This is a genomic window from Nitratifractor salsuginis DSM 16511 (genome assembly GCF_000186245.1).
Taxonomy (GTDB): Bacteria; Campylobacterota; Campylobacteria; order Campylobacterales; family Sulfurovaceae; genus Nitratifractor; species Nitratifractor salsuginis.
The window spans coordinates 1,965,085-1,990,377 of sequence record NC_014935.1; the positions used below are offsets into that span (position 1 = coordinate 1,965,085).

A 25,293-nucleotide genomic window follows, 5' to 3' on the forward strand; every position below is an offset into this window, starting at 1 on the left:
TATTCATCCTCTGTTTTCAACAATTATACATTAGATTTGTTGTCTATTTATCATTTCATCAGCTCCTCATATATTCGCAGATAATTCTCGACCATTTTTTGAGGTGTATATTCCGCCAAATAACGGGAATGTGCTTTTTGAGCATATCCTGCCCCCACCTGTTCATATCCATCGATAGCCCGCACAAGACTTTCAATATTTTCCAATTCAAAAAAACGCACCTCATCTTCGGTAAAGATCTCCCGAAAGAGGGGAATATCCGAACATATAAGCGGCTTTCCCTTGCAAGCGATCTCCTGAAGTGCCAAAGGAAAGCCCTCAGAGCGGGAAGCAACGATAAAAAAATCTATCTCGGCAATGAACGAAGCGATATCGCTGACATATCCGTGAAACAGAACTCTCTTTTTTACTCCAAGTGTTTCGGCAAGTGCTTCAAGACTCCTGGTCTCTTCCGTTCTGGCCCCAGCTACGTGAAGCTCATAGCGAGGGAGCTTTGTCAATGCCCGGATAATCTGATCGACTCCTTTTCTCCGGTTAAGCCCCCCTGCAGAAGCGATAACTCCGATACGCACCCTCTTCTCAGTGTATATCTTTTTTTTATCACTAATAGGGGAAGGACACTCAACTCCATTATAGATGCAATAATAATCTCGCTTTTGCCAGAGCTTACGATAATAGGATTCAGCATGGTGAGAAAGAACAACGATTCGATCATACCCGTTTGTAGCCCATTCCCAAAGCCAAAGGAGCAACCCTCCCTTCACTTTCCCATAAGAAAATAACAGATCTTCTTTTGCATAATTATGTAAAGTGGTAACGGTTTTTGTGCTGCTAAAATTTTTTCGGTGTATTGCGACGAAAAGATCTGCCTTGATCGTGTGTGAATGGACAATATCGAAATTCGAAAAATCTAGAGGCGAGAAAAAAGAGAGTTTTTTTGTCGGTACAGAAAAATCAAGCTTCTCCCTGTCCGTGCGCTCTTCCAGATAGAAAACAACTACTTCATGTTCCGAAGCCAGACCATGAGCGAGTTGATGGACCACCTTGATGGGCCCGCTTCGAATCAGAGAGGGAACGACAAAAGCAATTCTCATTGATCCACCTCAAATGATGATGGCTCAGGCAAAAGCTTGTCAAAAATCTCAATGACCCTTTTTTTGGCCCACTCGAATGATTCTTCCTCCCCAATAGCTTCGCTGTCGTTAAGACATACCATTCGGTATCTTCCCGAGAGCAATGCCTCTTCCAGCTCTCCTCGTTCAATCCCTTCGGGTGTTAAGGTTAGATACTTCGTATCTTTCATAGAAACAGGAATAAAATTTCCTTTTGCAAGCTGCCAATAACGAAAAAGGTATTGATTGACATCTTCACAATCTCGAAAACGGGATCGCATAGTTTTCTCCAGTCTGTCCCTCTCCAAATCCCACACTTCTTTAAAAGTTGACTTAAGAAAGGGCTGAGGCATATGAGGATCTACAAATCCTGTAAATCTGGGCCAGGGGAGTAATGCCGCATTCCGGATCATCTCTTTCCCATACAAGAGAGAAAACCACTTGGGCAAGTTCTCTTTTATCGCCTGATGTTTGCTGAAATGTCTATTAAGTATCTCCACGGCATTTAATACAAAATGCCCTACACCTATTGAGGATGAGAGTGCATTACTGACTGCCACATCACGTGGCAACCCCCATTTGAAGAATCTCTCCTCTTTTACAGCCTTTATAATGAATGTATCATCATTGAAGTAAACAAATTGTTCAGATAAATCTCTGATTTTATGCATAGATATTTCCAAAGGGTTGGCATTAAATACCGGGAGATATTCTTTGTCAATATAGTCCTGATGATTGACAATGTTGATTTTGGGGTGTTCTCTATTTAACCAAGTAGGCAGATGACCGTAACTGACAAAGTGTATCTTTCTTACCCAAGGTGTGAACTTTTCAAATGCCCTGAAGATGTATTTAAGATTTTGCCAATCTCTGAAACGAATATTACGGTTATCTCCATTTTCCCCTGAAAATCTTTCTCTATCTTTTTGCCACTCAGGATCGTTACCATCCACCCACAAGAGAACAAAATCTATGTTACTCAAGACTCGCTCCGTAAAGAGCATCTTCGAACAAAGATTCATATTTTTTGTAAAAATGCTTTATATCGAAATGTTTTTTGGCATACTCATAGGCATAGATTGACATACTCTTCAGTTTATCTCTATCTCGATCCAAGGATCCAATAATGGACACCGCATCTTCAATGATCATCTTCTCGTCATCTCCTTTGATCAGAAAACCATTATACGCATTTTTTACATGCTTCGAGATCCCACCAACATCTGTTGAAATGACGACGACTCCATGTGCCATCGCCTCCATAATAGCCATTGGGAACCCTTCTCTACTTGATGTCATCAGTAGAATATCCGCATCAGAATAATATGGATCAAGATCGTAGACTTTTCCAATAGCATCTATATTTTTACTGTCCATATGATTAGGAGAAACTCCTACGAATTTAAATGAGATATCCTTTAATTTTTTTGCAACATCCCGAATAAGATGCAACCGTTTTACAGGGGCATCTCTTCCAACATATAGAACCTTCAAAGACTTTTTATCTTGATGCGAATCCACTAAATTACGAATAGATACACCATTTTCTATCAAAATATTCTTATTTTTCATCTTAGGGTCGATTCCAAGCTTTTCCATTAAATAGGAATAATTTTCTTTTGTACCCTCATCAATAAATATATGTGTATCGATCAAGTCACTTTTGTAGATAGAATAATATTCAAGATTACCATCCATTGCATGAAACAATTCTATTACTTTTAATTTGTCATAAATTCTTGTATTTAAAACATCGTAAAAAAGGCCACTACGGGAGCCAAATAATATTTTTAAATTCGAGTTTTCAATCATTATTTGCATATATCCCGCAACGAGCCATCTCCCCAAAATATAATTCGACAACCAGGACAAATCTATCAATTGTGTCAATCGTCTATATTCATTACAAAAATGTCTATCCCTGCTTTTACTCGTCAACAGGGTAATGCTTTTATGTTTCTGAGCCACCTTTAATATTTCCGAATGTACCTTTTCTGCACCCCCCATATCGCACGTATTAAAAACAAACAATATATCCGTATCGATGTGCATTGGATATAGGTACCAACCATATCTCCCCATCATCATCAATATATTTTTCAAAGGCTCTTTTAATATTTCTTTCGACATATTACCTATATCCACGATCAAATATTTAGCGACCCTCCAGTCGAAAGCATTGATGGAGATTTTTTTTATCTTGTATAGTAAGTGCCAAAATTTGGCTAATATGTTCTTTTTGTAACTTGATATTTGATCCCTACTTTGAGATTTGGTAATTGAATCTTGATGCACACGATAATAGAGGAGTTCTTCATCAATTTTCACATATTTAATACCATCAGAAATCATTCGCAACCACAAATTATAATCTTCAGCATGTTTTGCATATCGATTATATCGATAACGCTTCAGCAATGAAGCCTCTGTCATCAAGGTTGGATGCGCTAAGCAATTTCTGACAGGTAGCATCTCAATAAGTTCATTCAATTTTCTACAATTTTTATCATCTTGCCAAATTCCTATAAATCTATTATGCTCATCTATAAGTCTAATCGTTGAAAATAATACTTTTGTATTATCTTCTTTTAAAACATGGATCTGTCTTTCCAATCTTTCCGGTAGAGAAATATCATCTGCATCCATCCGCGCTATATATTTCCCCCTCGCCAGATCAGTACCTAAATTCAAGGAGTAAACAATCCCCATGTTCTTTTTATTTCTCACGTATCTAATTCTAGGGTCATTGTAACTGGTAACAATCTTGGCTGAACCATCCGTTGAACCATCATCCACAATAATAAACTCAAAATCGGAAAATGTCTGATTCAATATACTTTCAATAGCCTGCTTAAGATATTTTTCTCCATTATAAACTGGCATCAGCACAGTCACCAAAGGGGAAAGGGTTCTACGGTTCATCTCTATAGATTTTCCCGTTTTTCAAATGATAAATGGTATCACAAGCCTCGAGCGTACTCAAACGATGGGCAACAATAACTAGTGTTTTCCCTCCTTTTAAACTATAGATCTCCCTCATAATCTCTTGCTCGGTCTCCATATCCAATGCACTGGTGGCTTCATCAAGCACAAGGACCTCAGGATCATGATAGAGCGCTCTTGCAATAGCGATTCTCTGTCTCTGTCCACCGCTCAATTTAATACCATCTTCTCCTATCGGTGTTTCTATCCCCTCATGCTCCTTCTCAAAAAAATCCAACAAACTAGCCTGTTTGAGTACCTCTTTTACTTTTTTTTCATCATAAGCATCATCCAAAGCCACGTTCTCCGCCACCGTACCATCCATCAATTCTATTTTTTGAGGAATATATCCAACCTTTCTACGCCAGCTTCGGATATTATTCTCGTCTAATTTTATATCATCGATATAAATCGATCCCTTCATAGGACGATACAAGCCGATAAGAATATCAACCAATGTCGATTTTCCACTCCCGCTTTCTCCTATAATGCCAACCTTCTCACCTTTTCGAATATTAAAACTGATACCGTTGAGCACAATTTTACCAGGCCGATACCAAAAATATATATCTTTTAATTGTATGCCTTTTTTAAATATTATTGGTTTATCTCCATAATTTTCACTTTTGTAAAGCATCTCATCATAAATCTGTTCAATCGCACGATAATTGTAAAGAATATGATTGTAGGAACCAAAAATTCTATGAAAAGATGGCAATAATCTATATAAAGCAAGAACGAAAACCGAAACAATAGGAAGATATTTTGTAATATCTGATTTTGTTATATAAATATAATATAAAATAATGAATATTAAAATAATGAATCCCATCGATTCAAGATAAAGCCGAGGTAACTCTCTAAGTGAATCATAAAGAATATGTGATTTTGACAGACGATCAATTGCTTGTTGAAATCTATTTAGATATTTTTCTCCTGAATTACTCAGTTTTATAATTTTAAAATTCCCCAATACACCATGAATGATTTTAAAAAAATCCCTTTCATATTTTTCCCTCGCCTTCCCCGCCTCCTTAATCTTCAATGATACCAATTTAAAAAGAATAATAAAATTGATCAATAAAAAAAGTGTAATCAAAAGAGTAATCTTCCAGTCAAGCCATAAAAGAACTCCATAAATAATAATGATGATGATAATCTCACTCATCATAAATAGGAGTGATGAGAGGACTTGTGTCATATTTTGACCTTCGCTTACAAGTACTTTTGTCAACTCCGCTTTGCTGCTTGCAATATAATCCCGGTAGCTTCTATCTAAATATTTCTGAAAAAGTTTTATAGCAATTGAATAATATCTTCCTTTTGAAAATCGCGCGAGTAAATGAAAATATAAATAGTTTATTACACTGCGAAAGATATAGAATCCTGACAATACTAAGCCAAATACTATGACAAAATTCACAGGGTTTGAAAAACCAAATGTTTTGTAAAAAAAGTAAAAATACCATTTTTCATGAATCAAATCAAAATCCGTTGCGACGGATATAAATGGCATAATGGCAGCAACACCAAGAATTTCCACAATAGAAACAACAATGGAAAATAAGAAAAGAATTGCAAAAAACCTCTTATCACTTTCTCCCATTAAACTATATATTTTTTTAATTAAGTTGTTTTTCTTCATATCAAATATTATTTCATCGTAGTTATTTATAAATTCCAATTGATTGTATTTTTATATTTATGTCATACTATCTTTACAATCAATCAATCTTTCTATTGAATCAGATTCATATTTTACCGACTTCAAAAATACCTATTCCTCTCTATTTGATTTGTAGATATATTGTATCATTATCTATGGAATAAAGTTATGGGCATTTTTTAAGAAATGTAGAGACTGAAATAAAACAAGTCGAAATGTTGAGAGAGTATATTACAATTTATAAAAGAAAGGCCAATCTCCCATCTCTTCGTGAGAGGGGATCAGGCAAAGGGAAGATCATGCTTCCAAACTATTTTCTGGCCGGGCATTTTCCAACGATGATTTCATCTTTATTCTTTGCCACTATGGCTTTTCCAATCCCTTTCACCGCCGTCAAATCCTCAGCCTTTTTAAAACATTGGTTTTTCCGATACTCGACGATCGCTTTAGCTTTAGCTGCACCGATTCCTTTGAGCGTTGTCAATTTTCGACAGTAGCATTGTTGATATCCACGGAAGCAGAAAGCAGACCCACGACACAGAGAGTAGCCAATAGAATTTTTTTTATAATTATTCCTTTTGATTATTGATCATCAATTGTAAGCTAATGACGACAAATCTATATAATATTTTAAACACAATTGAAGCAGCTAGTCCCTTTCTGTTTCAATATTACACATTGTAAAACTGACGATACCACTCTACAAAACGATTGATTCCTTCTTTGATGGGAGTCTCAGGTTTATAACCCAGGTCCTCGATCAGGTCACTGACATCGGCATAGGTGGCCGGTACGTCACCGGGTTGGATCGGCAGAAGATTCTTTTTCGCTTCCTTCCCGATCGCCTCTTCGATAGCCGTAATGAAATCCATCAGTTTGACGGGGTTGTTATTGCCGATGTTGTAGATTTTGTAGGGAGCTCTGGAGCTGCCGGGATCGGGGGCTTTGCCGCTCCACTCAGGATTGCCTTTGGGGGGATGGTCGATCACCCGGACCAGTCCTTCGACGATATCGTCGACATAGGTGAAATCCCGCTGCATCTCTCCGTAGTTGTAGACATCGATGGGACGATCTTCCAGGATCGCTTTGGTGAAGAGAAAGAGGGCCATATCGGGGCGTCCCCAGGGGCCGTAGACGGTGAAGAAGCGCAGGCCGGTGGTAGGAAGACCGTAGAGGTGGCTGTAGGTGTGGGCCATCAGTTCGTTGGACTTTTTGCTGGCGGCATAGAGGCTGATGGGATGATCCACGTTGTCGTGGGTACTGAAGGGCATCGTCTCATTCAGCCCGTAGACACTGGAACTGCTGGCATAGGCCAAGTGGCCCACTCCATTATGCCGGCAGGCTTCCAGGATGTTGACGAAACCGACGATATTGCTGTCGACATAGGCATGGGGATTGGTCAGGCTGTAGCGCACCCCCGCCTGGGCGGCCAGATTGCACACCGCATCGAAACGCTCCTTTTCAAAAAGTTCCTCGATGGCGGCACGGTCTTCGAGATTGAGCTTGATGAAACGGTAGTTTTCGTAGCGGCTGCTTTGAACGGGTTTGGCATACTCGATCGCCTCATCCCCTTCGATCCCGGTCTCCCGCAGGCGGCCGTACTTGACTTTCGGATCGTAGTAGTCGTTGATATTGTCCAGGCCCACCACTTCATCGCCCCGTTCCAGGAGCCGCTTGGCGAGGTGAAAACCGATAAAACCGGCGGTGCCGGTGACGAGAATTTTCACGCTCTCAGCCTTTGTAATTTTCCAGATACTTGGTATCGAAGTTGTTGGAGATGAAATCAGGGTTGCGCATCATTTTGCGGTGGAATTCGATCACGGTGCGCACACCCCCCACTTCGAACTCGTCCAGGGCACGGCGCATCTTGGCGATGGCCCGATCGCGGTTTTCGCCCCAGACGATCACTTTGCCGATCATGGAGTCGTAGTAGGTGGGGATGATGTAGTTGCAATAAGCGTGGGTATCGAGGCGGACATCCTTGCCTCCGGGGGCGATCCATTTCTGGATCTTGCCGGGACTGGGGAGGAAGCTCACGGGGTCCTCGGCGGTGATGCGGCACTCGATGGCATGGCCCTTGAGGGTGATCGCCTCCTGGGGAGGGAGCGCCTCTCCTTCGGCGACCCGGATCATCCATTCGATGATATCGAGGCCGCTGACCATTTCGCTGACGCAGTGCTCTACCTGAAGACGGGTATTCATCTCCATGAAGTAGAAATTCTTGTGCTTGTCCACGAGAAACTCGAAGGTCCCGGCCCCCTCGTAGCCGATATGTTTCGTCGCCCGAACCGCCGCTTCGTGGAGCTCTTTGCGCCGGGCGTCGTCGAGCACCAGGGCGGGTGACTCTTCGATGAGTTTCTGATGGCGCCGCTGCATGGAGCAGTCCCGCTCCCCGATATGGATGGCGTTGCCGTGGCTGTCACCCATTACCTGCACCTCCACGTGGCGGGGGGCTTCGATGAACTTCTCCATATAGAGCGTCCCGTCACTGAAGGCGTTGACCGCTTCGGCTTCGCAGGCGAGGAAGGCGTTTTCGATGTAGCTCTCATCCTCGACCACGCGCATTCCCCGGCCTCCGCCGCCGGCGGCGGCTTTGAGGATTACCGGGTAGCCGATCTCCTTGGCCAGTTTTTTGGCCTCTTCGGCATTTGCAACCGCCCCGTCACTGCCGGGGATGGTGGGGACTCCCGCTTCGGCCATCACCTGCTTGGCTTTGGATTTGTCGGCCATCATCTGCATCACTTCGACACTGGGACCGATGAATTTGAGGCCGTGATGCTCACAGATCTCCACGAAGTTCTGATTCTCGCTCAAAAAGCCGTAACCGGGAAAGACCGCATCACACTCCGCCAGCTCCGCCGCGGAGATGATGGCAGGGATATTTAGATAGCTCTCCTGGGACTTGGGGCCGCCGATACAGATAGCGGCATCGGCCAGCTTGAGGTAGTGGGCGTCCTTGTCGGCGGTGGAGTAGACCGCTACCGCCTCTTTGCCCATCTCTTTGATGGTGCGGATGGCCCGCAGGGCGATCTCGCCCCGGTTGGCGATGAGGATACGTTTGATCTCGGCCATTTAGAGTCTCTCCACCCGGAAGAGGGGCTTGTCATACTCTACCGGTTCCCCGTCTTCGACCAGGACTTCCAGGATCTTACAATCGAACTCCGCCTCCAATTCGTTCATGATCTTCATTGCCTCGAGGATGCAAAGGGTCTGGCCTTTGCGGACCGTGTCTCCTACTTTCACAAACGGAGGAGAATCCGGAGAGGGGGAAGCATAGAAAGTCCCGACCATGGGTGAAGTGATCAGCTCTCCCTTCTTGGCCTCGGGAGCGGGAGCCGCTTCAGCAGCATTACTACCCGAAGAGGCGGGAATCGCCGCGGGAGCCGGTGTAGCCTGAACCTGCGCCGAGGGAGCCGCTTCCACGACGACAGTCTCTCCGCCCTTTTCCATCTCGATCTCGAAATCTTTCTGCTTGATCTGAATCCGATCGAGTTTGCTTTTGCCAAAGAGGCGCATCAACTCTTTGATTTCATCAAATTTCATTCTTTCTCCTCTGTTTTCAAGGGTGGGAAACAGCCCTTGAGATATAATGGCATATTATATCCATACTTGCATAAACAATGCGTTTTCGCGGAATAATTGTAAAAAATCGGCAGATTATCGTCGAAAAACCGTAAAAATCGAAGGAGAGAGATGGGACTCAAAGCCGACAGATGGATCCGGGAAATGTCACTCAAACATAAGATGATCGAACCCTTTTGCGAAGGGTTGGTCGGGGAAGGGGTCGTCAGCTACGGATTGAGCAGCTACGGCTACGATATCCGGGTCAGCGACGAATTCAAAATTTTCACCAACATCAACGCCGAAGTGGTCGACCCCAAGGATTTCAGCGAAAACAACGTGGTCGATTTCAAAGGCGACATTTGCATTGTCCCTCCCAACTCTTTCGCCCTGGCGCGGACGGTGGAGTATTTCCGCATGCCCCCTGACGTGCTGGCGATCTGCCTGGGCAAGAGCACCTACGCCCGCTGCGGGATCATCGTCAATGTCACCCCTTTCGAGCCTGGTTTCGAAGGGCACATCACCATCGAGATCTCCAATACCACTCCCCTTCCGGCCAAGATCTACGCCAACGAGGGGATCGCCCAGGTACTCTTCCTCCAGGGGGATGAACCCTGTGAAACCACCTATGCCGACCGCCGGGGCAAATACCAGCAACAGACCGGCATCACCCTTCCCCGCATCCTCAAAGCCTCCGAATAACCCGACCCGATAACACCCAATCAGATCCGGTTGATCGGATGATACGTTTCCACCGTGCGGCGCAGATGCTGCCGCTCGATATGGGTATAGATCTGGGTCGTGATCAGAGAACTGTGCCCCAAGAGCTCCTGCACCACCCTCAGATCCGCCCCGCCGAGGATGAGCGCCGTGGCGAAGGAGTGGCGCAATACGTGGGGGGAGACCCCCAGATATTTTCGGACGATCTTGTAGGCGCTCACCCGGCTCAGGGGCTCCCCCCGATAGTTGAGCCAAAGATAGGGAGAGGCGATATCACTCTCTTTCAGGTGCTCTTCCAGAGCCTTGAGCGCCGCGGGAGCCAGCGGTACCATCCGTTCCCTGGCTCCTTTGGCGTAGCGGATCTTCAACCATCCATCGACCAGATCCCCCCGCTGTACCGCCAGGGCTTCGCTGATCCGGCAGCCGCTGGCGTAGAGGAAGAGGATCAGCGCATAGTCCCTCCGCCCGATCGGGGTGCTGCGGTCGATGTACCTCAGCCCCGCCTCGATCTCTTCGTGGCTTAGATATTTCGGCAAAGTTTTGGGGACCCTGGCCATAGGGATCTTGACCCTTGAAGTGCCCAGCTTTTCACGATGGCAAAAGTTGACGAAGGCGTTGATGGAAGCGAGTTTGCGGTTGAGGGTACGTTTGTTGTCAAATCGGGAGAGAAAAGCGAGGATCGATTCGGTTTCCAGCTTCAGGAGGTCTCCCTGTTCCTCGGCCAGCTGCCGCAGGTCCGTCAGATAGGAGTCGATACTCTTTGGACTGAGCCCTTTGACGATCTGGAGGTACTCGGCGAAGGCTTCGAGGATCTCCGCTGCCGAACGATCCATCTCAGTAGCCGAGTTTGGAGAGGTCGATGACCTCATCATCCTTGTAGAGCTTGTGGCCGGCGACGAAAGCGTAATCATCCACGCTGCCCACATCGTAGATTCGGCTCTTCTTCAGGGAGGGGTCCATCACGATCAATGCGCCGCTGCGGTCCAGAGCGTAGACTTTGCCGCCGACCACAGCGATAGTGGCGAATTGGGCGTAGGGGAATTTACTCTGGGCCAGGACCTTCAGCGTCGGGGAAAGCTTGATGACCCGGCCGTCGACCGTTAGCAAATAGATTGTGTGGCCCGAGACGGTGACATCGGCCACTGGAGCTTCATATTTGTGGTTCGATCCCGGAGCGGCACTGATGAGTTTGCCGGGGGTCGCGGCGATGATCCGATTCCCCAGCTTGGTCAGGAAGATGACATTGTTGAGATTGGAAGAGCTGCCGATGGCGATTCCCCCGGCCTGACGGGGGTTGGCGGGATTGAGGATCAGGAGCTTGCCGTCGAGGGTGGGGACCACGAGCATATTCCCGAGGCTGATGGGATTGGCGATGCGGGTATCCACCGCAAAGGCCCGGCCCACCTTGGCGGAGATGAGGCTCTTTTTGGCGGAGAGGCTGTAGACGCCGAAGCGGTTGTCCTGGCTCACATAGAAGATCCGGTTCCCCCGGATCGCCGCCGAGACCAGAGGATAGTTGAGTTTGCCGCTGTGGATCACCTTGCCACTGCGGGCGTCGATCACTTTGAAGGCTCCAGTATCGTCGGCGGCCAGGACCTTGTTGCCCGAACGGGTGACGAAGCGGAAGCCCTTGGGCAGCCGGATGGAGCTCAGCCCGCTGCGTGTCAGGAAGCTTCCGTCCTCAAACGTCACCCCGTCACGGCGTACATCTACCGCCTCTTTGTCGAAAGGGGTGATGGCGGAGGAGGCGCTGAGGGTCTGCTCCGGTTCGAAGCTCTTGCGGCTGTTGAAAAAGGAACTGCCGCAACCGCCAAGAAGAAGCGCTCCGGCAAGCGCCCCGCTGAGAATGAGTGATGATTTCATAGAGGAACCTCTTCTTGGATTATTGAAGTGTCGCGTGACGCAGCAACCGCGCAATCCCCGCCACCGGAGAGTTCTCGCCGATGAGGGCCAGCTTGGAACGGGCCTCGGCTTTTTTGCCGGCTTTGAGGGCTTCGTAGGCTTGCTCCACCAGGCTCAAATCGTGATAGTAGCGGGAGTTCCCGGGCTTTTTGGAGAGTACCGCTACGTGGTAGGTGCTCAAATCCTTGAGTCTGGGATCCTCGGAACCCTCGAGGGATTTCAGCGGCTCGACCTTTCCCTGATCTACCGCCGTCGAATAGCGATAGAGGGCGTAGAGTTTGGGGTTGGCACTCTCCAGCTCCTTCAGAGCCGCCTGATCAGCGGGGTTTTTCTCCAGCCGCAGCAGCGCTTCGTTGGCTTTGGCTTCGAGATGCTCCTGATAGGCCCCGTAGATCGCTTTGCCTCCGAATCCCAGGACCGCAACAAGGATTACCGCCCAGATGGCCACTTTGTTCTTTTTATAAAAGCGTTCCAGTTTGAAGGCGCTCTCCAGCAGTTTTTCGTCGCTGCTGAGCTCCTCTTTGACATAGTTCAATTCCTCTTTGAGGCTCACCGGTACTCCTTGGTTAAAAATATCTTTTGATAATTATAGCGGGTGCGCTTAAAGTTCCGCAATCGTCGCCCCCATATTGCCGGGCATACGGTAGAAGTTCTTCACCCTCGGATGGCGCTTGAGATAGTCGCTCACTACTTTGGCCAACACTCCGGTGCCCGTGCCGTGGATGATCTCCACTTCGCCCAGACCGTGCAGCAGGGCATTGGAGAGGAAGGCGTCCAGCGCCTCCTCGGCTTCGTCGGCCCGCATCCCCAGGAGCTTGATGTGCAGCGGGGCCCGATCGCTCTTTTCGACCTTGACCTGACTGACGGGCTTGGGCTTTTTGACCTTGGGGGTCGCGGCGGCAGGGCGAAGCTTTGAGAGGGGCACCCGCATCTTGAGGCCGTCGACGGAGATCATCGCCTCCTTCTCCTTCAGCGAAAGGATCTCGGCGGTGTGGGAGCGGTATTTGACCCGGTCACCGACTTTGAGCTGAAGTGGCTCGGCCTTGGATTCCCGCATCCTGGCCCGGTTTTTGTGGCGGTGGGCTTCGTTGAGCAGGCGCCTCGCTTCGGGGTTCTCCGCCTTTTTGAGAGCGGCCAGGGCCCGTTTGGTCGCCGCGTTGTAGCGGTTTTCCAGGGTTGAGAGCGCCTTGCGCTGCTCTTCGCGCATCTTCTCTTCCAGTGCCTTGAGCTGCTCCTCTTTGCGCCGCAGCGCCTCGGTGCTGCGCTCCACTTCGTCGATCTTGCGCCGCATCTCGGCTTCCAGGCGTGTAGACTGCTCAATCAGCTCATTGAGCCGCTCCTTGTCCTCCCCGTAGAGCTCCCGCGCCTTGGCCACCACACTGGCGGGGATCCCGTAGCGCTCCGCCGTCTCGAAGGCGTAGCTCTTGCCAATGCTCCCCTCCAGGTAGGTGAAGGTGGGCTGCCGACGCTCTTCGTCGTAGAGTGCCGCCACCAGCTCCACATCCTCCTCCCCTGCCATCAGGGAAGCCAGACGTTTGTGGTGGGTCGTCACCACAAAGGTGATCTCCCGCTCCTTTAGGGTCTCAAGCAGCACCCGAAAGAGGCTCGCCGCCTCGTCGGCATCGGTCCCCAGCTCGATCTCATCCACCCCCACCAGCGCCTCCCGCTCCCGGAAAAGGCGGGAGAACTCCAGCATCCGACCGGCGAAGGTAGAGATGTCGTTCTTGACCGACTGGGGATCGTCGATGATCGCTTCGATGTTCCTGTAGTGCCCGATCCGGGTCTCCGCCGCGTTGCAGCGGAAGGGGAGGAGGTATTTGCTCATCCAGGCTGCCGAGAGGATCGATTTGAGCAGCATCGTCTTTCCCCCGGCGTTGACCCCGGTGACCAGCACGATGGGTTTGACGGCGCGGATGGAGACCGGGACGGGGTTTTCCAGAGCCGGGTGGGCAAACTCCCGCAGTACGATCCCGGGCTCTTTGCTCGGCAGGACAAACTCGTAATCCCGGCTCCGGGCGAAGCGCACCCGCGCCTGGTAATGGTCGAAGCGGTCGAACTGGCGGTCCAGATAACGCAGAAAACGCTCCCAACCCCGAAGACGCTCCGAAAATTCCCGCGCATAGCGCCAGTGGATCGCTTCTCGGCGGCTCAGCAGCTCCAACTCCCGCTCCTTGAGGTGACGCACCCGCTCAGGAATTACGTAAAAAAAGCCCCCCGAACTACGCCCCACCACCGTCGCTTTGAGCACCGAAGAAAAGCCGCCCCGCACCAGCAAGGTCTCCTCCCCGTTTTGCAGGTGGATCTGCTGATCGACCAGATAATCCCTCAGCCGCTCCGAACGGGCCAGGGAGTAGAGGGTCTCCCGGATCGCTTCGCGGTTGCGGCGCAGCGCTTCGCCGATGTCGGCCAGCTCCGGCTCCTTTTCGGGATTGAGCTCCCCTTCGTCGGTGAAAAAAGTGCCGATCTCCACTACCGCCTCGGGGATCTCGATCTCGGCGATCCAACTCCCCGCCGGTTCCGGCAAGCCCAGAGCCCGCAGGCGGTTGAAGTAGCGCACCATCCGGATAAAGTCGAAGATCTCATCCAGCCCCAATACCGCCTGCTTGCTCAAACGCATCAGGCGATCCTCCATCGAAGGCATCTGAGGTGGCTCGGGAATTTCGACCGAAGAGAGGGCTTTGATGAAACGGTGGTGCAAATGCACATCCCCCTCCATCGCCACCGGCTTGGGACGGGCAAGAAAGCTCTGGAAGCTCTGGAGATAATCGCCCAGATCGAGCTTTTCGGGAAGGGAACGCATCAGTGACCTCCTTTGGAGGTCAAATGAGGAATGAGGAATGAGGAATGAGGAACTATTGTATGCGTTGCATTGCAACGCTTTCTACTTGACGTAGCACGTAACACGTAGGACATAACACAAAAAGAGCGCCACAGGCATTCCATAATGCCCAATACCCAATGCCCATTGCCTCTAATCGGACCACGCACCCCTCGGTTCCTGATTCCTAATTCTTCATTCCTCATTCGTGTCAACGTTCTCCCCGGATCTGATAAGTGATATCCCCCGCTCCGAAGGCGGCGATGAGCCCCTCGCGGAATTCCCTCAGTACCTGGCCTTTTTCATCCAGGACTTTGACGATTCCGTCCTCCCGGGTGACACGGTGGGCCATAGTGGGCTCGTAGCGGCTGAAGGCTCCTTTGAGGTCGATAGGGATTTCGATCTCCCCGGCGGACCAGATGGGGAGGATCACCAGTTCGTCCACTCCCTCGAAACACTCTACGAACCCCTTGAGATTGTCCAGAGTCCGGGTATATTTGTGGGGCTGCCAGATTACCTTGAACTTCGAAAGCCCCCGCATTTTGGCGAAGGTCCTGAGCGACTCCAGGGTCGCGGCGATCTCGGTGGGGTGGTGGCCGTAATCGTCGATCACGACGCAGTGCTCATCGTTCTGGATGATGTCGAAGCGCTTCTTGATCCCCCGGTAGTTTTTGAGCCGCTCCCGCAGCGTCTCGGGATCTTCCCCCAGCTCCATCGCCGCCAGGATCGCCAGCGCAGCATCCACCGCGATATGGGTCCCGAAGCCGAAGACTTCGAAACGGCCCAGGTCCCTGAGCTCGAAGCGGGTATGGGGCTCTCCGTCTACGAGCACAAACTCGATATTGTTTAGATCACGGGAGGGGTAGAGGTAGCTGGAAGGAAGCTCCTCTTTGAGTGAATAGAGGAAGGGGTCTTCGCCATTGAGCACCCGGATATGGGCTAATTCAAGGAATTTTCGGTAGGCGTTGTAAAAGCGCTCCTCGTCGTATTCGTAATACTCCATATGCTCGGGCTCGACATTGGTGACGATGGCCAGCTTGGGGTTGGAGTTGAGAAAGCTCTCGTCGCTCTCGTCGGCTTCGAAGACCACCTTGTCGTTGGGGGCGCTGCGGACGTTGGAGCCGAACTCTTTGCTGATGGCGCCGATGAGGGCGTTGGTCTCGGGAAGCAGGGAGGCAAGCATCGCGGAGGTGGTGCTTTTGCCGTGGGCGCCCCCGACGGCATAGACCTCTTTGTCCTCGAGGATGAACTTGAGTGCCTCTTTGCGGCTGAGCAGCTCAATCCCCAGCTCTTTGGCCCGCTGATACTCCACATTGCTGGGACGCACCGCCGCCGAATAGATCACCCGGTCCGCCCCCTCCACCGCGTCGGGATGGTGGGGAATGGTGATCTTGGCTCCGTAGTTGAGTGCCAGATCGTCGGTGATTTCACTCTGACGCATATCGCTGCCGCTGATGCGATGCCCCCGCCCCGCCAAAAACTTGGCCAGCGCCGAAAGCCCGATCCCCCCAATGCCGATGAAATGGATTCTCATAAGGCCTCCGGACGGCAGATAGAAAAATTGTCAGGCATTGGGCATTGGGCATTGGGCATTGGTAATTTCACATTCTCAATTCTCAATTCTCCATTCTCCATTCGGTTACTCGGTTACTCATTACTCGGTTGCTCATTCTTAGACGCATCTTCCATCTTGGCCAGCAGCGCCTCCCCCTCTTTGACCTCCTTGGCAAACATTTGCAGCAGGATATCCCTGGGCTGGGCGAAGCTGGTGATGAAGAAGGCGGTGGCATCGTTGGGGTTGATCGATTTGACATCGGCGAGGTTCTCGATGAAACTGTCAAAGTCGTGGCCCGCGGCGACGGCCGCGGAGTGGATCATCATCGCTTCGCGCAGCTCCTCTTCGGTGATGAGATAATAGAGCACCAGGAAGATCTCCCGTGCCCCTTTGAGGTCATTTTCGCTGTAGCGCTGGATGCCGTGCTCGTAGATGGCCCGGGCGGTCGCCCACTGCTCCGGGTCGCTCATATCGAACTTCTCCCCCGCTTCCAGCATCGCCGCCAGGCGGTCGAAGGCTTCGTTGACGATGAAAGTGAAGATCTCGTTGATCTCATCCTGATCCGCCTCCATCAGGAGCTTGGCATCCAAAAGTTGATAAGCCTTGGCGATAGAACGCTGCTCCTTCATCTCCTTTTCCAGCAGTTTGAGGTTCTCCTGGAACTGGGGATCTTTTTTCAGCGCCTCCAAGTCGATCTGCTCTTCGTTCATTTCACTCATCTCATCCCTTTATATAAATAAGTCACTGGTCATTAGTCATTGGTCATTGGGGGTCATAAAAGACACTATCCAAAATCCTCAACTCTCCATTCTCAATTCTCCATTCTCCATTCCCGAATGAAGGCGGCCACTCTCTCCAGTGCTTCCCGCATCGGCTCCTCTTCATAGACCAGTGCCAGGCGCACATAGCCTCTGCCGACCCCGTTGCGTCCCAGGAAAGAACCGGGCAGTACTTTGAGATTATAGCGTCGATAGAGCTCCCGGGTAAAGGCCAGCTCATCCCCCACCTCCATCCAGATATAGAAGGTCGCTTCGGGGGCCTCGACCCCCAGAATCTTTTCGGCCAATTCGAAATTGCGCCGATATTTGGCCCGGAAACCCTCTACGTGCTGCTGATCGGCCCAGGCGCGGGCGGCGGCTCTTTGCAGCGGCAGAGGAGAAGCGCAGCCGACATAGGTGCGGTAGCGCAGATACTCCCGCAGCACCTCCCGGTCCCCGGCGATGAAACCGCTACGAAGCCCCGGGGCGCTGGAGCGCTTGGAGACAGAGTTGACCACGGCAACATTGCGGAATTCACTGTTTCCTTCGGCGAGGCTTGCCTCGAGCATCGACGGGAGCGGTCCCTTGAGCCAGAGGTCGATATAGCACTCGTCGTTGAGGAGGAAAAAGTCGTGTTCCAGCGCCAAACGGACCCAGCGGCGCATCGCCTCGAAGGGCATCACCGAAGCGGTGGGGTTGTTGGGGGTGTTGAGGATCACCAGGTCACACCCGGAGAGCGCTTCCTCATCGATCGGGGGCTGAAAGCCGTTCTCCGGTGTCAGGTCGAGGTGAAGGATCCGTGCACCCGAAGCGATGGCCGCCCCCTCGTAGATCTGATAGAAGGGATTGGGAAAGGCCATCGTCGAATCGGCAAGATCGTGGAGATAGAACTGGGGGAAATTAAAGAGCAGTTCCCGTGTCCCGAAGGTGGGAATGAGCTGATCGTCGGCGATCTCGAGGCCGAAACGCTGCTTCAGATAGCTGCGCATCGCCTCTTTGAGATAGCTCTCCCCCGCCGTTTTGGGGTATTTGTTCAAAAGCGCCGCCGCATCGCAAAGCTCCTGGCGGATAAAGGCGGGCGTCTCGAACTGGGGCTCCCCGATGGTAAGGCTCATCGGCGCCAAATCGGGATTGGGGGTTACATCTTTTAGCAGTTGGGTCAGTTTTTCAAAAGGGTAGGTTTCAAATTTCACTTTCTCTCCCTGACGGGAGTGGAATTAGGAATTAGGAATTAGGAATTAGGAATTTTTAATGAATTCCCAATCGCTAACTGCCAACTACTAATTGCCAACTCCTCATAATTTTTTAAAAAGAAGCGTTGCCAAGCAACGCATACCAAAATTCCTCATTCCTCATTTCTCATTCCTCATTTATTCTTGACGATCCACTCCAAAATCTGGTCCTGAAGCAGCTTGCCTTTCCAGCGCTCGGGGCCGTTGTAGAGGATCACGACATTATAGAGTGTGCCGGAACGACCCTTGACGTAGCCCGCGATGTTCTTGGCATCTTTGAGGGTTCCGGTCTTGAGCCAGGCGTGGCGCCGCACGGGAGAGTGGCGATAACGGCGAGCGACGGTCCCGTCCACCCCCGCGATGGCCAAAGCCCCCAGCCAAGTCCAGCCATAGCTGCGGTAAGCGTCCTGCAGCAAACGATGAAGGGCACGTGCGGTCGTGCGGGTCTTGCGGCTAAGTCCGCAGCCGTTGTCCAGGATCGTCTCCTCCCCCAAAATCCCCCGCGCACCCAGGATCGCCTTGACGGCCCGGCGCCCTTTCTCCAATGTAGCGGGTGCGCCGTAGCGCTTGGCCCCCAGGAGCAAAAAGATGTGCCGCGCGTAGAGGTTGTTGGATTTTTTGTTGGTCTTGGCCAGGATCTCTATGAGCGGGCGGGAAGTGTGGGTGAGCAGTTCCCTGGCTCCCTCAGACACCCTGCCCAGCCGCATAGGGCCCGCCAGGGTGATCCCCGCCGCCTGAAGCACCTGCCGCAGAGCCCCGTTAAACGCCTGATAGGGATGGCTCAACACCAGCGAAACGTAACGGGGGGCACAACGCTTCGAAAGGGCGCCGCTCAGACTGACCGTCGCCACGCCGTTCTCTTCGTGTACCCGGACATTGGGCCAACTGTAACGTCCCCGGCACGCCTGGTCCGTCACTTTGAGATTGTTGAGGATCCTGTAGCCGGGATCAGGAACCTTTTTCTGGGCTTCGGGGCGTCCGCTGTGCGGATCTACGATGATCCGGCAAAGATGATCGTCGAACATCAGAGCGTCGGGCATGGCGTTGTATTCGCTGTAGGGGTGTTCGTCGAAACTCGAATGGATCCGATCGCCCACAGCAAAAAAGCTCCGGTCGATCAGCAACCCTCCCTCGATACGGCGCACTCCTATCTTTTTGAGACGCTTGACGATGGAGGGGATATCTTTGCAGGAGAGAGTAGGGTCTCCATACGCTTTGACGATCAGGTCCCCGCTGATCACACCGTGCGCAAAATTCCCGCTGTAATAGAAGCGGGTGGGCCAACGCCATCGGGGACCGAACTCCCGCAGAGCGGAATAGGTAGTCGTCAGCTTGATGACCGAAGCGGGTTTACGACGGGTATCGACATTGTGCTTGGCCAGGGCAGCGCCCTTTTTCACCGGAGTGATATAGATGCTGACCTGGGAGGGTGCAATGTGATCTTTGTCCAGCAGAGTATGGATCTCGGGGGGCAGATAGGCCGCGAGGGGAAGGGCCGAAATCAGCAGCCAGAGCAGGCCGAGTATACGCATCATGCGAAGCGCTCCCTGTAGGCCCTCTCCAGCCGCGTCATCGCCTCTTCCAGGTTTTCACCGGACGTGGCGACATTGAGCCGCATAAATCCGCTCCCCTCTTTGCCGAAGGAGATACCCGGATTGAGGGCGAGCTGCGCTTCTTGGAGAAAAAAGGATTGCAGAGCCTCATCCTCCAGCCCCAATTCCCGGCAATCGAGCCAGATCAGATAGGTGGCCTCTACAGGCAGGGGACGGATCTTCGGCGTATGCTGCGCCAGAAAATCCCGCACATAAGCGATATTCTCCCGATAGATCTCCAGCATCGCTTCCAGCCAGGCCTCCCCCTCCCGATAGGCCGCCTCCAGGGCGACGATCCCGAAGACATTGCCGTTGTCGAGTCCGGCACGCTCGTGGGCCGCTATATAACGCCGACGCAGCGAATCGTTGGGAATCAGGGCATAGGAGGTGTTGAGGCCGGCGATGTTGAAGGTCTTGGAGGGAGCGTGAAGCACCAGACTGCGCTCCCGCATCCCCGGTAGGGAGGCTAAGGGACGATGGGGCCGCGTGTAGACGATGTCGCTGTGGATCTCATCGGAAACTACGATCAGATCGTACTTCTCGGCAATCTCGGCGATCCGCTCCAGCTCTTCGTCGCTCCAGGCCCGCCCGGAAGGGTTGTGGGGGGAGCAAAGCAGCAGAAGTTTCGCTTCGGAAGCTTTCGCTTCCAGATCGTCGAAATCGATCCGGCACCCTTCAGGAGTCACCTGCAGAGGGTTCTCCAGCAATTTGCGCCGGTGATGGCGGACCGCTTTGAGAAAAGGAGGATAGATCGGCGTCTGGACGATCACCCCCTCCCCCACTTCGGTGTAGGCTTCGATCGCCAGATTGAGCGAAAGGACCACTCCGTGCTCGGGGACGATCCACTCCCGCTCGATCTCCCAACCAAAACGGCGGCGGTACCAATCCTCGATCGATTCGTAGAAACCCTCCGTGTATTCGCTGTAGCCGTATATGGGGTGCTCCGCCCGTTTGCGGATCGCCTCCTGCACCGCCTTGGGTGCCGAGAAATCCCCGTCGGCCACCCAAAGAGGCAATGCATCGGCCACACCGAAACGCTCGGTGACAGCATCCCATTTGGAAGAGCCGGTCCCCCGACGGTCCACATAACGGGGAAAATCCTCTACTCGTTCCAAATCGGCCACCTCGTCCAAAATTTCTATCTTCTAATTTCTCATTTCCGGTTTTTATATCGTGCCCTGCTCATACATCGCACGCATCTTCTCTTTCTCTTTTTCCCGCTTGAGCTTCTCGGCCTGTTTGGCCCGGAAGGCTTTGACATCGAAGCCCAGCCACATCAGCAGCGGCGAAGCGATGAAGATCGAAGAGTAGGTCCCCACGATGATCCCTACCAGCATCGTAAAGCTGAAGCCGTAGATAATCTCTCCGCCGAAGAGGAAGAGGGAGAGGACCACGAAAAAGGTGGTCAAAGACGTCAGCACCGTCCGGGAGAGGGTGCGGGTGATCGACTCGTTGATGATTCCGGCCAGATCGGGGTCTTTGATCTTTTGCAACCCTTCCCGGATCCGGTCGAAGACGATGATGGTGTCGTTGAGGGAGTATCCCAGCAGGGTCAGCAGCGCCGCCAGGATGTCCAGGTTGACTTCGACGTTGAAAAGGATAATGGCCCCCATCGCGATGCTGACGTCGTGAACCAAGGCCAGGACCGACGCCAGGGCGAAACGCCATTCGAAGCGCACCGAGACGTAGATCAGGATACCCAGGATCGCCAGGACCATCGCCATAAGCCCCTTTTCCTTGAGCTCGTTCCCGATCTTGGGGCCGACCATATCGACCCGTCGCACGACAAACTTGCCGGTATCCTTGAGCATTTGGCGCACTTCGTCGCCCACATCCTTGCCTACGCTCTTGGAGCTGGTCTTGGTGCGGATGACCACCTCGTTTTTGCTGCCGAAATAGGTGACGGTCGCATCCTTGAATGCCTCGCTTTTGGCCATCGCTTCCCGGATCTTCTTGAGGGGGGCTTCCCCTTCATATTTGAGCTGGATCAGGGTTCCCCCGGCGAAGTCGATCCCGTAGTTGAAGCCCTTGGTAAAGATCAAGCCCCAGGAGAGAAGCACCAGAATCAGAGAGACGATGCCGAATTTCCGGCTCGCCCCCATAAAATCGATCGGTTTTTTGTATCGAAACAGTTCCATATGCTCTCCTATGCCTTGATGCCGAACCAGAAGTTCAGCTTGTCTCGGGTGATTTTGTCCATAAAGGCCTGATAGATACCGTGGGTTCCCAGAATCGCCGTCAGCATCGACGCGAGGATACCGATGCTCATCGTCAGAGCGAAGCCCTTGATGGGGCCGGTTCCGTAGGCGTAGAGCACCACCGCCGAGATCAGGGTCGTGACGTTGGCATCCCAGATCGCCGTAAAGGCGTTGGCATAGCCCTCTTCGATCGCTTTGGGGATCGAAGCTCCTTCGTGGAGCAGTTCCCGGATCCGTTCGTTGATGATGACGTTGGCATCCACCGCCATCCCCACCGTCAGGACGATTCCTGCCATCCCCGGCAGCGTCAGAGTCGCTCCGAAGAGCGCCATCACCGCCAGGATGAGAAAGAGGTTGCCCACCAGAGCGATGTCGGCGACGAGTCCCGCCATGCCGTAGTAGATCACCATAAAGATAACAACCAGCACGAAGCCGAGGATCAGAGCGATCATACTCTGTCGGATGCTGTCGGCTCCCATGCTGGGACCGACACTGCGCTTCTCCATGACGTAGACAGGGGCCAGCAGCGCACCGGAGCGCAGAGCGATGGCGATATCGTTGGCTTCATCGATGGTGAAGTTCCCCGAGATTTGCCCCGAACCGCCGCCGATTCGCTCCCGGATCACCGGAGCGGAGTAGACCTTGTTGTCCAGGACGATGGCCATACGCTTGCCCACGCTTTTGCCGGAGAAGTCACCGAAGATCTTGGCCCCCTCTCCGTTGAGCTTGAAGTTGATCACCGGCTGGTTGTTCCGGTCGAAGCCCACTTTGGCGTCGGTGAGCATCGAGCCGTCGAGGATCGGGATCGCCTTGAGCAGATACTTCTCTTTGGGATTTTTGACATCGGGCAGGATCACATCCCCGTATTTTTTGGCTTCGGCCGGGCTCATCGAATAGACCCGCGCCGCGCGGTCCTCGTCCACCGCCATCATCTGCAAATGCGCCGCCCGGGCGATCAGCTCCCGGATCCGCTGCTCGTCGGCAGGAGTTTTGATCCCGGGGACTTCCACCAGGATCTTGTCGGTTCCCTGCTTGGCCACGGTGGGCTCCGCCAGGCCGAACTGGTCGAGGCGGTTACGGATCGTATCGACCGCCTGATCGATCGCCTGCTTCTTGGTGCGTGCCACTTCCTTGGGCGTCAAAGTCACGGTGAAGGTTCCCTGGTTTTCCAGGACACTCACACCCTCGAGTTCCTTTTTGAGGAGCTCTTTGGCTTTGGGAATATCGTCGCTGTCGAGGACTTTGAAGGTGACTTTGTCTCCCTCCACGGCCAGATCGTCGATAACGATATCGTTATCTTCCATAATGTATTTGATGGTCCCGGCGATCGATTTGAGCCGGGATTTGATCGCCTCGTCGCTCTTGACCCCCAGGAGCATATGCAGACCGCCCTGCAGATCCAATCCCAAAGTGATCTTCTTCCCCTCTTTGCTCTGGATGAGTGAGGGGATCGAAAAGACCACGCCGAAAATCAGGGCGGCGATGAAGATCACCACCCGGTAGTTGAGTCGTTTCATCGAAGCCCGCCCTTACGCCTCGTTGAGTTTACGCGCGACGTAGTTGCGATCCAGACGGACGATCGTGTCGTCGTTGAGCTTGATTTTCAGATAATCCTCCTCCGGCTTGACCACTTCGGCGATGAGCCCCCCGTTGGTGACGATCCGGTCACCCTTTTTGAGGGAAGCCAGCATCTCCTTGTGGGCTTTCTGCTGCTTCTGCTGGGGACGGATGATCAGAAACCAGAAGATAACAAAGAGTAGAATTAGGGGGAGAAATTGTGCCAAAGCGCCTTGTGACATGGAGCATCCTTTTTGTGGAAGAAAATTTCGGAATATTTTAGCACTTACTTATTAATGGGGGCTTTGCTTACGGCGCTCTCGGGCTCCGCCTTTCTCTACCTCGCCTGGCTGGGTTGGGAACCCCGATGGCTCGATACCCTGCTGGCACTGATCTTCTACTGGCGGCTTTTGGGCTCCGATCGTCGTCACTGGTTCTGGACCGGATTTTTCCTCGGGCTCCTCTGGTTCTGGTGGCTGGGAGTGAGCTTCATCCACTACGGCCACCCCGGGGCGCTACCTTTCGTCGATCTCACCGTTGCCCTGATCTACGCCCTCATTTTCTGGATTTTCGCCTTCACTGCGGAGACAATGACAACCTGGGCAAAATACTTCCTAAAAAAATTCTCAATTCTCAATTCTCAATTCTCAATTCGTAGCTCATGGTTAAAAGCCGCAGCGCTTTTAACCATGAGCTACGCCCATCCCTTCGGTTTCGACTGGTTCAAAGCCGAACTCCCCCTCGTCCCAGGCTATTTCGGAGTGGATAAGATCTCCTTTGCTTCACTGCTTTTCGGACTCTGCCTGGCACGGGAGGCGTGGGAAGCCTATCATCAAAAGCGGCACAGATATGCCGTTGTACTGGGGCTTCTGGGCACCCTGTTCCTGCTCAGCGCTCTGAATCCGAGCCGGGTGGAGGTGCGGCCCCAGGACCCGGAGGGCCGCATCCTGCTGGCCCCGACCCACATCCCGATCGAAGCGAAATGGAGACCTGAAACCCTCTCTTCCCAGATCGGTGACGTCTTTCAAGCCATCGACCGTGCGATCGATGCCCACGCTTCCCTGGTCGTTCTGCCCGAATCGGTGCTTCCTCTTTTCCTCAACCGGGAACCGCAACTCCTTCGCGCTCTGGAGGATCGCTCGAAAAAGATCGATATTCTCCTGGGAGCTCTCTATCGGGGGGCGGACGGGCAGAACCGCAACTCGGCCTATCTCTTCCATCAAGGCTCCTACCGGGTCGCGAACAAGGTGGTACTGGTCCCCTTCGGCGAAGCCAACCCCCTGCCGGACTGGGCGAGCCGATGGGTCAACAGGCTCTTTTTCGACGGGGCACCCGATTATCGCCCCGCTTCCCACTCCACCGACTTTCTCATCGGCGGCGTCCGTTACCGCATCGGAGTCTGCTACGAAGGGAGCAGCGAAATCCTCTACAAGGACCGCCCCTCCCATCTGCTCCTTTTGAGCAACAACGGCTGGTTCCACCCTTCCATCGAGCCGACGCTGCAGCGGCTTTTGCTGGAATATTATGTGCGGAAATACGGCACCGCCATCTACAACAGTGTCAATATGGGGCCTTCTTATCTGCTTCGCCTCCGAAACAGAGGAGAGACGGACTAAAGCTTCATAAGCGACCCTTGTATC

General features: G+C 52.1%; 22 protein-coding genes. 2 read left to right on the forward strand and 20 right to left on the reverse strand.

The window, feature by feature from the left end; translation table 11 throughout:
* Positions 1 to 50: 50 nt before the first annotated feature.
* From NITSA_RS10045 to accB, 8 genes are all read right to left on the reverse strand, one after another.
* Positions 51 to 1,094, reverse strand: coding sequence for a glycosyltransferase family 4 protein (locus NITSA_RS10045; protein ID WP_013554922.1), 1,044 nt, complete (start codon positions 1,092 to 1,094; stop codon positions 51 to 53).
* A complete protein-coding gene (locus tag NITSA_RS10050; protein WP_052296623.1) occupies positions 1,091 to 2,095 on the reverse strand; it encodes a Stealth CR1 domain-containing protein in 1,005 nt (334 codons plus the stop codon). The genes NITSA_RS10045 and NITSA_RS10050 overlap by 4 nt, the downstream gene beginning before the upstream one ends.
* A complete protein-coding gene (locus NITSA_RS10985; RefSeq protein ID WP_013554924.1) occupies positions 2,088 to 4,034 on the reverse strand; it encodes a glycosyltransferase in 1,947 nt (648 codons plus the stop codon). Before NITSA_RS10985 ends, NITSA_RS10050 begins: the two co-directional genes overlap by 8 nt.
* Entirely contained in the window at positions 4,024 to 5,739 is a 1,716-nt protein-coding gene (locus tag NITSA_RS10060; protein WP_013554925.1) for an ABC transporter ATP-binding protein/permease, read from the reverse strand. Before NITSA_RS10060 ends, NITSA_RS10985 begins: the two co-directional genes overlap by 11 nt.
* 331 nt (positions 5,740 to 6,070) lie before the next feature.
* Entirely contained in the window at positions 6,071 to 6,244 is a 174-nt protein-coding gene (locus tag NITSA_RS10065) for a ComEA family DNA-binding protein (RefSeq protein ID WP_169308545.1), read from the reverse strand.
* Positions 6,245 to 6,431: 187 nt separating this feature from the next.
* The gene (locus NITSA_RS10070) at positions 6,432 to 7,487 is read right to left on the reverse strand and encodes an NAD-dependent epimerase (RefSeq protein ID WP_013554926.1); all 1,056 of its coding nucleotides are present in this window, start codon (positions 7,485 to 7,487) and stop codon (positions 6,432 to 6,434) included.
* Positions 7,488 to 7,491: 4 nt separating this feature from the next.
* Positions 7,492 to 8,832, reverse strand: coding sequence for an acetyl-CoA carboxylase biotin carboxylase subunit (locus NITSA_RS10075; RefSeq protein WP_013554927.1), 1,341 nt, complete (start codon positions 8,830 to 8,832; stop codon positions 7,492 to 7,494).
* The gene (accB, locus tag NITSA_RS10080; RefSeq protein WP_013554928.1) at positions 8,833 to 9,303 is read right to left on the reverse strand and encodes an acetyl-CoA carboxylase biotin carboxyl carrier protein; all 471 of its coding nucleotides are present in this window, start codon (positions 9,301 to 9,303) and stop codon (positions 8,833 to 8,835) included.
* A 150-nt stretch (positions 9,304 to 9,453) separates the two neighbouring features.
* On the opposite strand from accB, the gene dcd reads away from it, so the two are divergent.
* Positions 9,454 to 10,023 carry a dCTP deaminase gene (gene dcd / locus NITSA_RS10085; protein ID WP_013554929.1) on the forward strand — a complete coding sequence of 190 codons (570 nt, stop codon included), beginning with the start codon at positions 9,454 to 9,456 and terminating at the stop codon, positions 10,021 to 10,023.
* Positions 10,024 to 10,043: 20 nt separating this feature from the next.
* Here dcd and NITSA_RS10090 read toward each other — a convergent pair whose 3' ends face one another.
* The 12 genes from NITSA_RS10090 to yajC all read right to left on the reverse strand — a co-directional run bounded on the left by NITSA_RS10090 (position 10,044) and on the right by yajC (position 23,895).
* On the reverse strand, positions 10,044 to 10,874 hold the full coding sequence (locus tag NITSA_RS10090) for a tyrosine-type recombinase/integrase (protein WP_013554930.1): 831 nt from the start codon (positions 10,872 to 10,874) through the stop codon (positions 10,044 to 10,046).
* 1 nt (position 10,875) lies between these two features.
* Positions 10,876 to 11,904: an outer membrane protein assembly factor BamB family protein gene (locus NITSA_RS10095; RefSeq protein WP_013554931.1), complete on the reverse strand. Its 1,029-nt coding sequence runs from the start codon at positions 11,902 to 11,904 to the stop codon at positions 10,876 to 10,878.
* Positions 11,905 to 11,923: 19 nt separating this feature from the next.
* The gene (locus NITSA_RS10100) at positions 11,924 to 12,496 is read right to left on the reverse strand and encodes a hypothetical protein (RefSeq protein ID WP_013554932.1); all 573 of its coding nucleotides are present in this window, start codon (positions 12,494 to 12,496) and stop codon (positions 11,924 to 11,926) included.
* Positions 12,497 to 12,544: 48 nt separating this feature from the next.
* Entirely contained in the window at positions 12,545 to 14,743 is a 2,199-nt protein-coding gene (locus NITSA_RS10105) for an endonuclease MutS2 (RefSeq protein WP_013554933.1), read from the reverse strand.
* A gap of 229 nt (positions 14,744 to 14,972) precedes the next feature.
* Positions 14,973 to 16,295, reverse strand: a complete 1,323-nt coding sequence (gene murC / locus NITSA_RS10110) for a UDP-N-acetylmuramate--L-alanine ligase (protein WP_013554934.1) — start codon at positions 16,293 to 16,295, stop codon at positions 14,973 to 14,975.
* A 113-nt stretch (positions 16,296 to 16,408) separates the two neighbouring features.
* Positions 16,409 to 17,035, reverse strand: coding sequence for a hypothetical protein (locus NITSA_RS10115; protein ID WP_013554935.1), 627 nt, complete (start codon positions 17,033 to 17,035; stop codon positions 16,409 to 16,411).
* Between the two features lie 92 nt (positions 17,036 to 17,127).
* Positions 17,128 to 18,267, reverse strand: a complete 1,140-nt coding sequence (locus tag NITSA_RS10120) for a succinyldiaminopimelate transaminase (RefSeq protein ID WP_013554936.1) — start codon at positions 18,265 to 18,267, stop codon at positions 17,128 to 17,130.
* A 173-nt stretch (positions 18,268 to 18,440) separates the two neighbouring features.
* Positions 18,441 to 19,841, reverse strand: a complete 1,401-nt coding sequence (dacB, locus tag NITSA_RS10125; RefSeq protein ID WP_013554937.1) for a D-alanyl-D-alanine carboxypeptidase/D-alanyl-D-alanine endopeptidase — start codon at positions 19,839 to 19,841, stop codon at positions 18,441 to 18,443.
* Positions 19,838 to 21,022: a MalY/PatB family protein gene (locus NITSA_RS10130; RefSeq protein ID WP_425357269.1), complete on the reverse strand. Its 1,185-nt coding sequence runs from the start codon at positions 21,020 to 21,022 to the stop codon at positions 19,838 to 19,840. The genes dacB and NITSA_RS10130 overlap by 4 nt, the downstream gene beginning before the upstream one ends.
* Positions 21,023 to 21,064: 42 nt before the next feature.
* Complete coding sequence (secF, locus tag NITSA_RS10135) at positions 21,065 to 22,036, reverse strand: protein translocase subunit SecF (protein ID WP_013554939.1); 972 nt, start codon at positions 22,034 to 22,036, stop codon at positions 21,065 to 21,067.
* Between the two features lie 8 nt (positions 22,037 to 22,044).
* Complete coding sequence (gene secD, locus NITSA_RS10140) at positions 22,045 to 23,613, reverse strand: protein translocase subunit SecD (RefSeq protein WP_013554940.1); 1,569 nt, start codon at positions 23,611 to 23,613, stop codon at positions 22,045 to 22,047.
* Between the two features lie 12 nt (positions 23,614 to 23,625).
* Positions 23,626 to 23,895 (reverse strand): preprotein translocase subunit YajC, encoded by a 270-nt coding sequence (yajC, locus tag NITSA_RS10145; RefSeq protein WP_013554941.1) that lies wholly within the window; start codon positions 23,893 to 23,895, stop codon positions 23,626 to 23,628.
* 54 nt (positions 23,896 to 23,949) lie between these two features.
* On the opposite strand from yajC, the gene lnt reads away from it, so the two are divergent.
* Positions 23,950 to 25,269 carry an apolipoprotein N-acyltransferase gene (lnt, locus tag NITSA_RS10150; protein WP_013554942.1) on the forward strand — a complete coding sequence of 440 codons (1,320 nt, stop codon included), beginning with the start codon at positions 23,950 to 23,952 and terminating at the stop codon, positions 25,267 to 25,269.
* Positions 25,270 to 25,293: the final 24 nt, after the last annotated feature.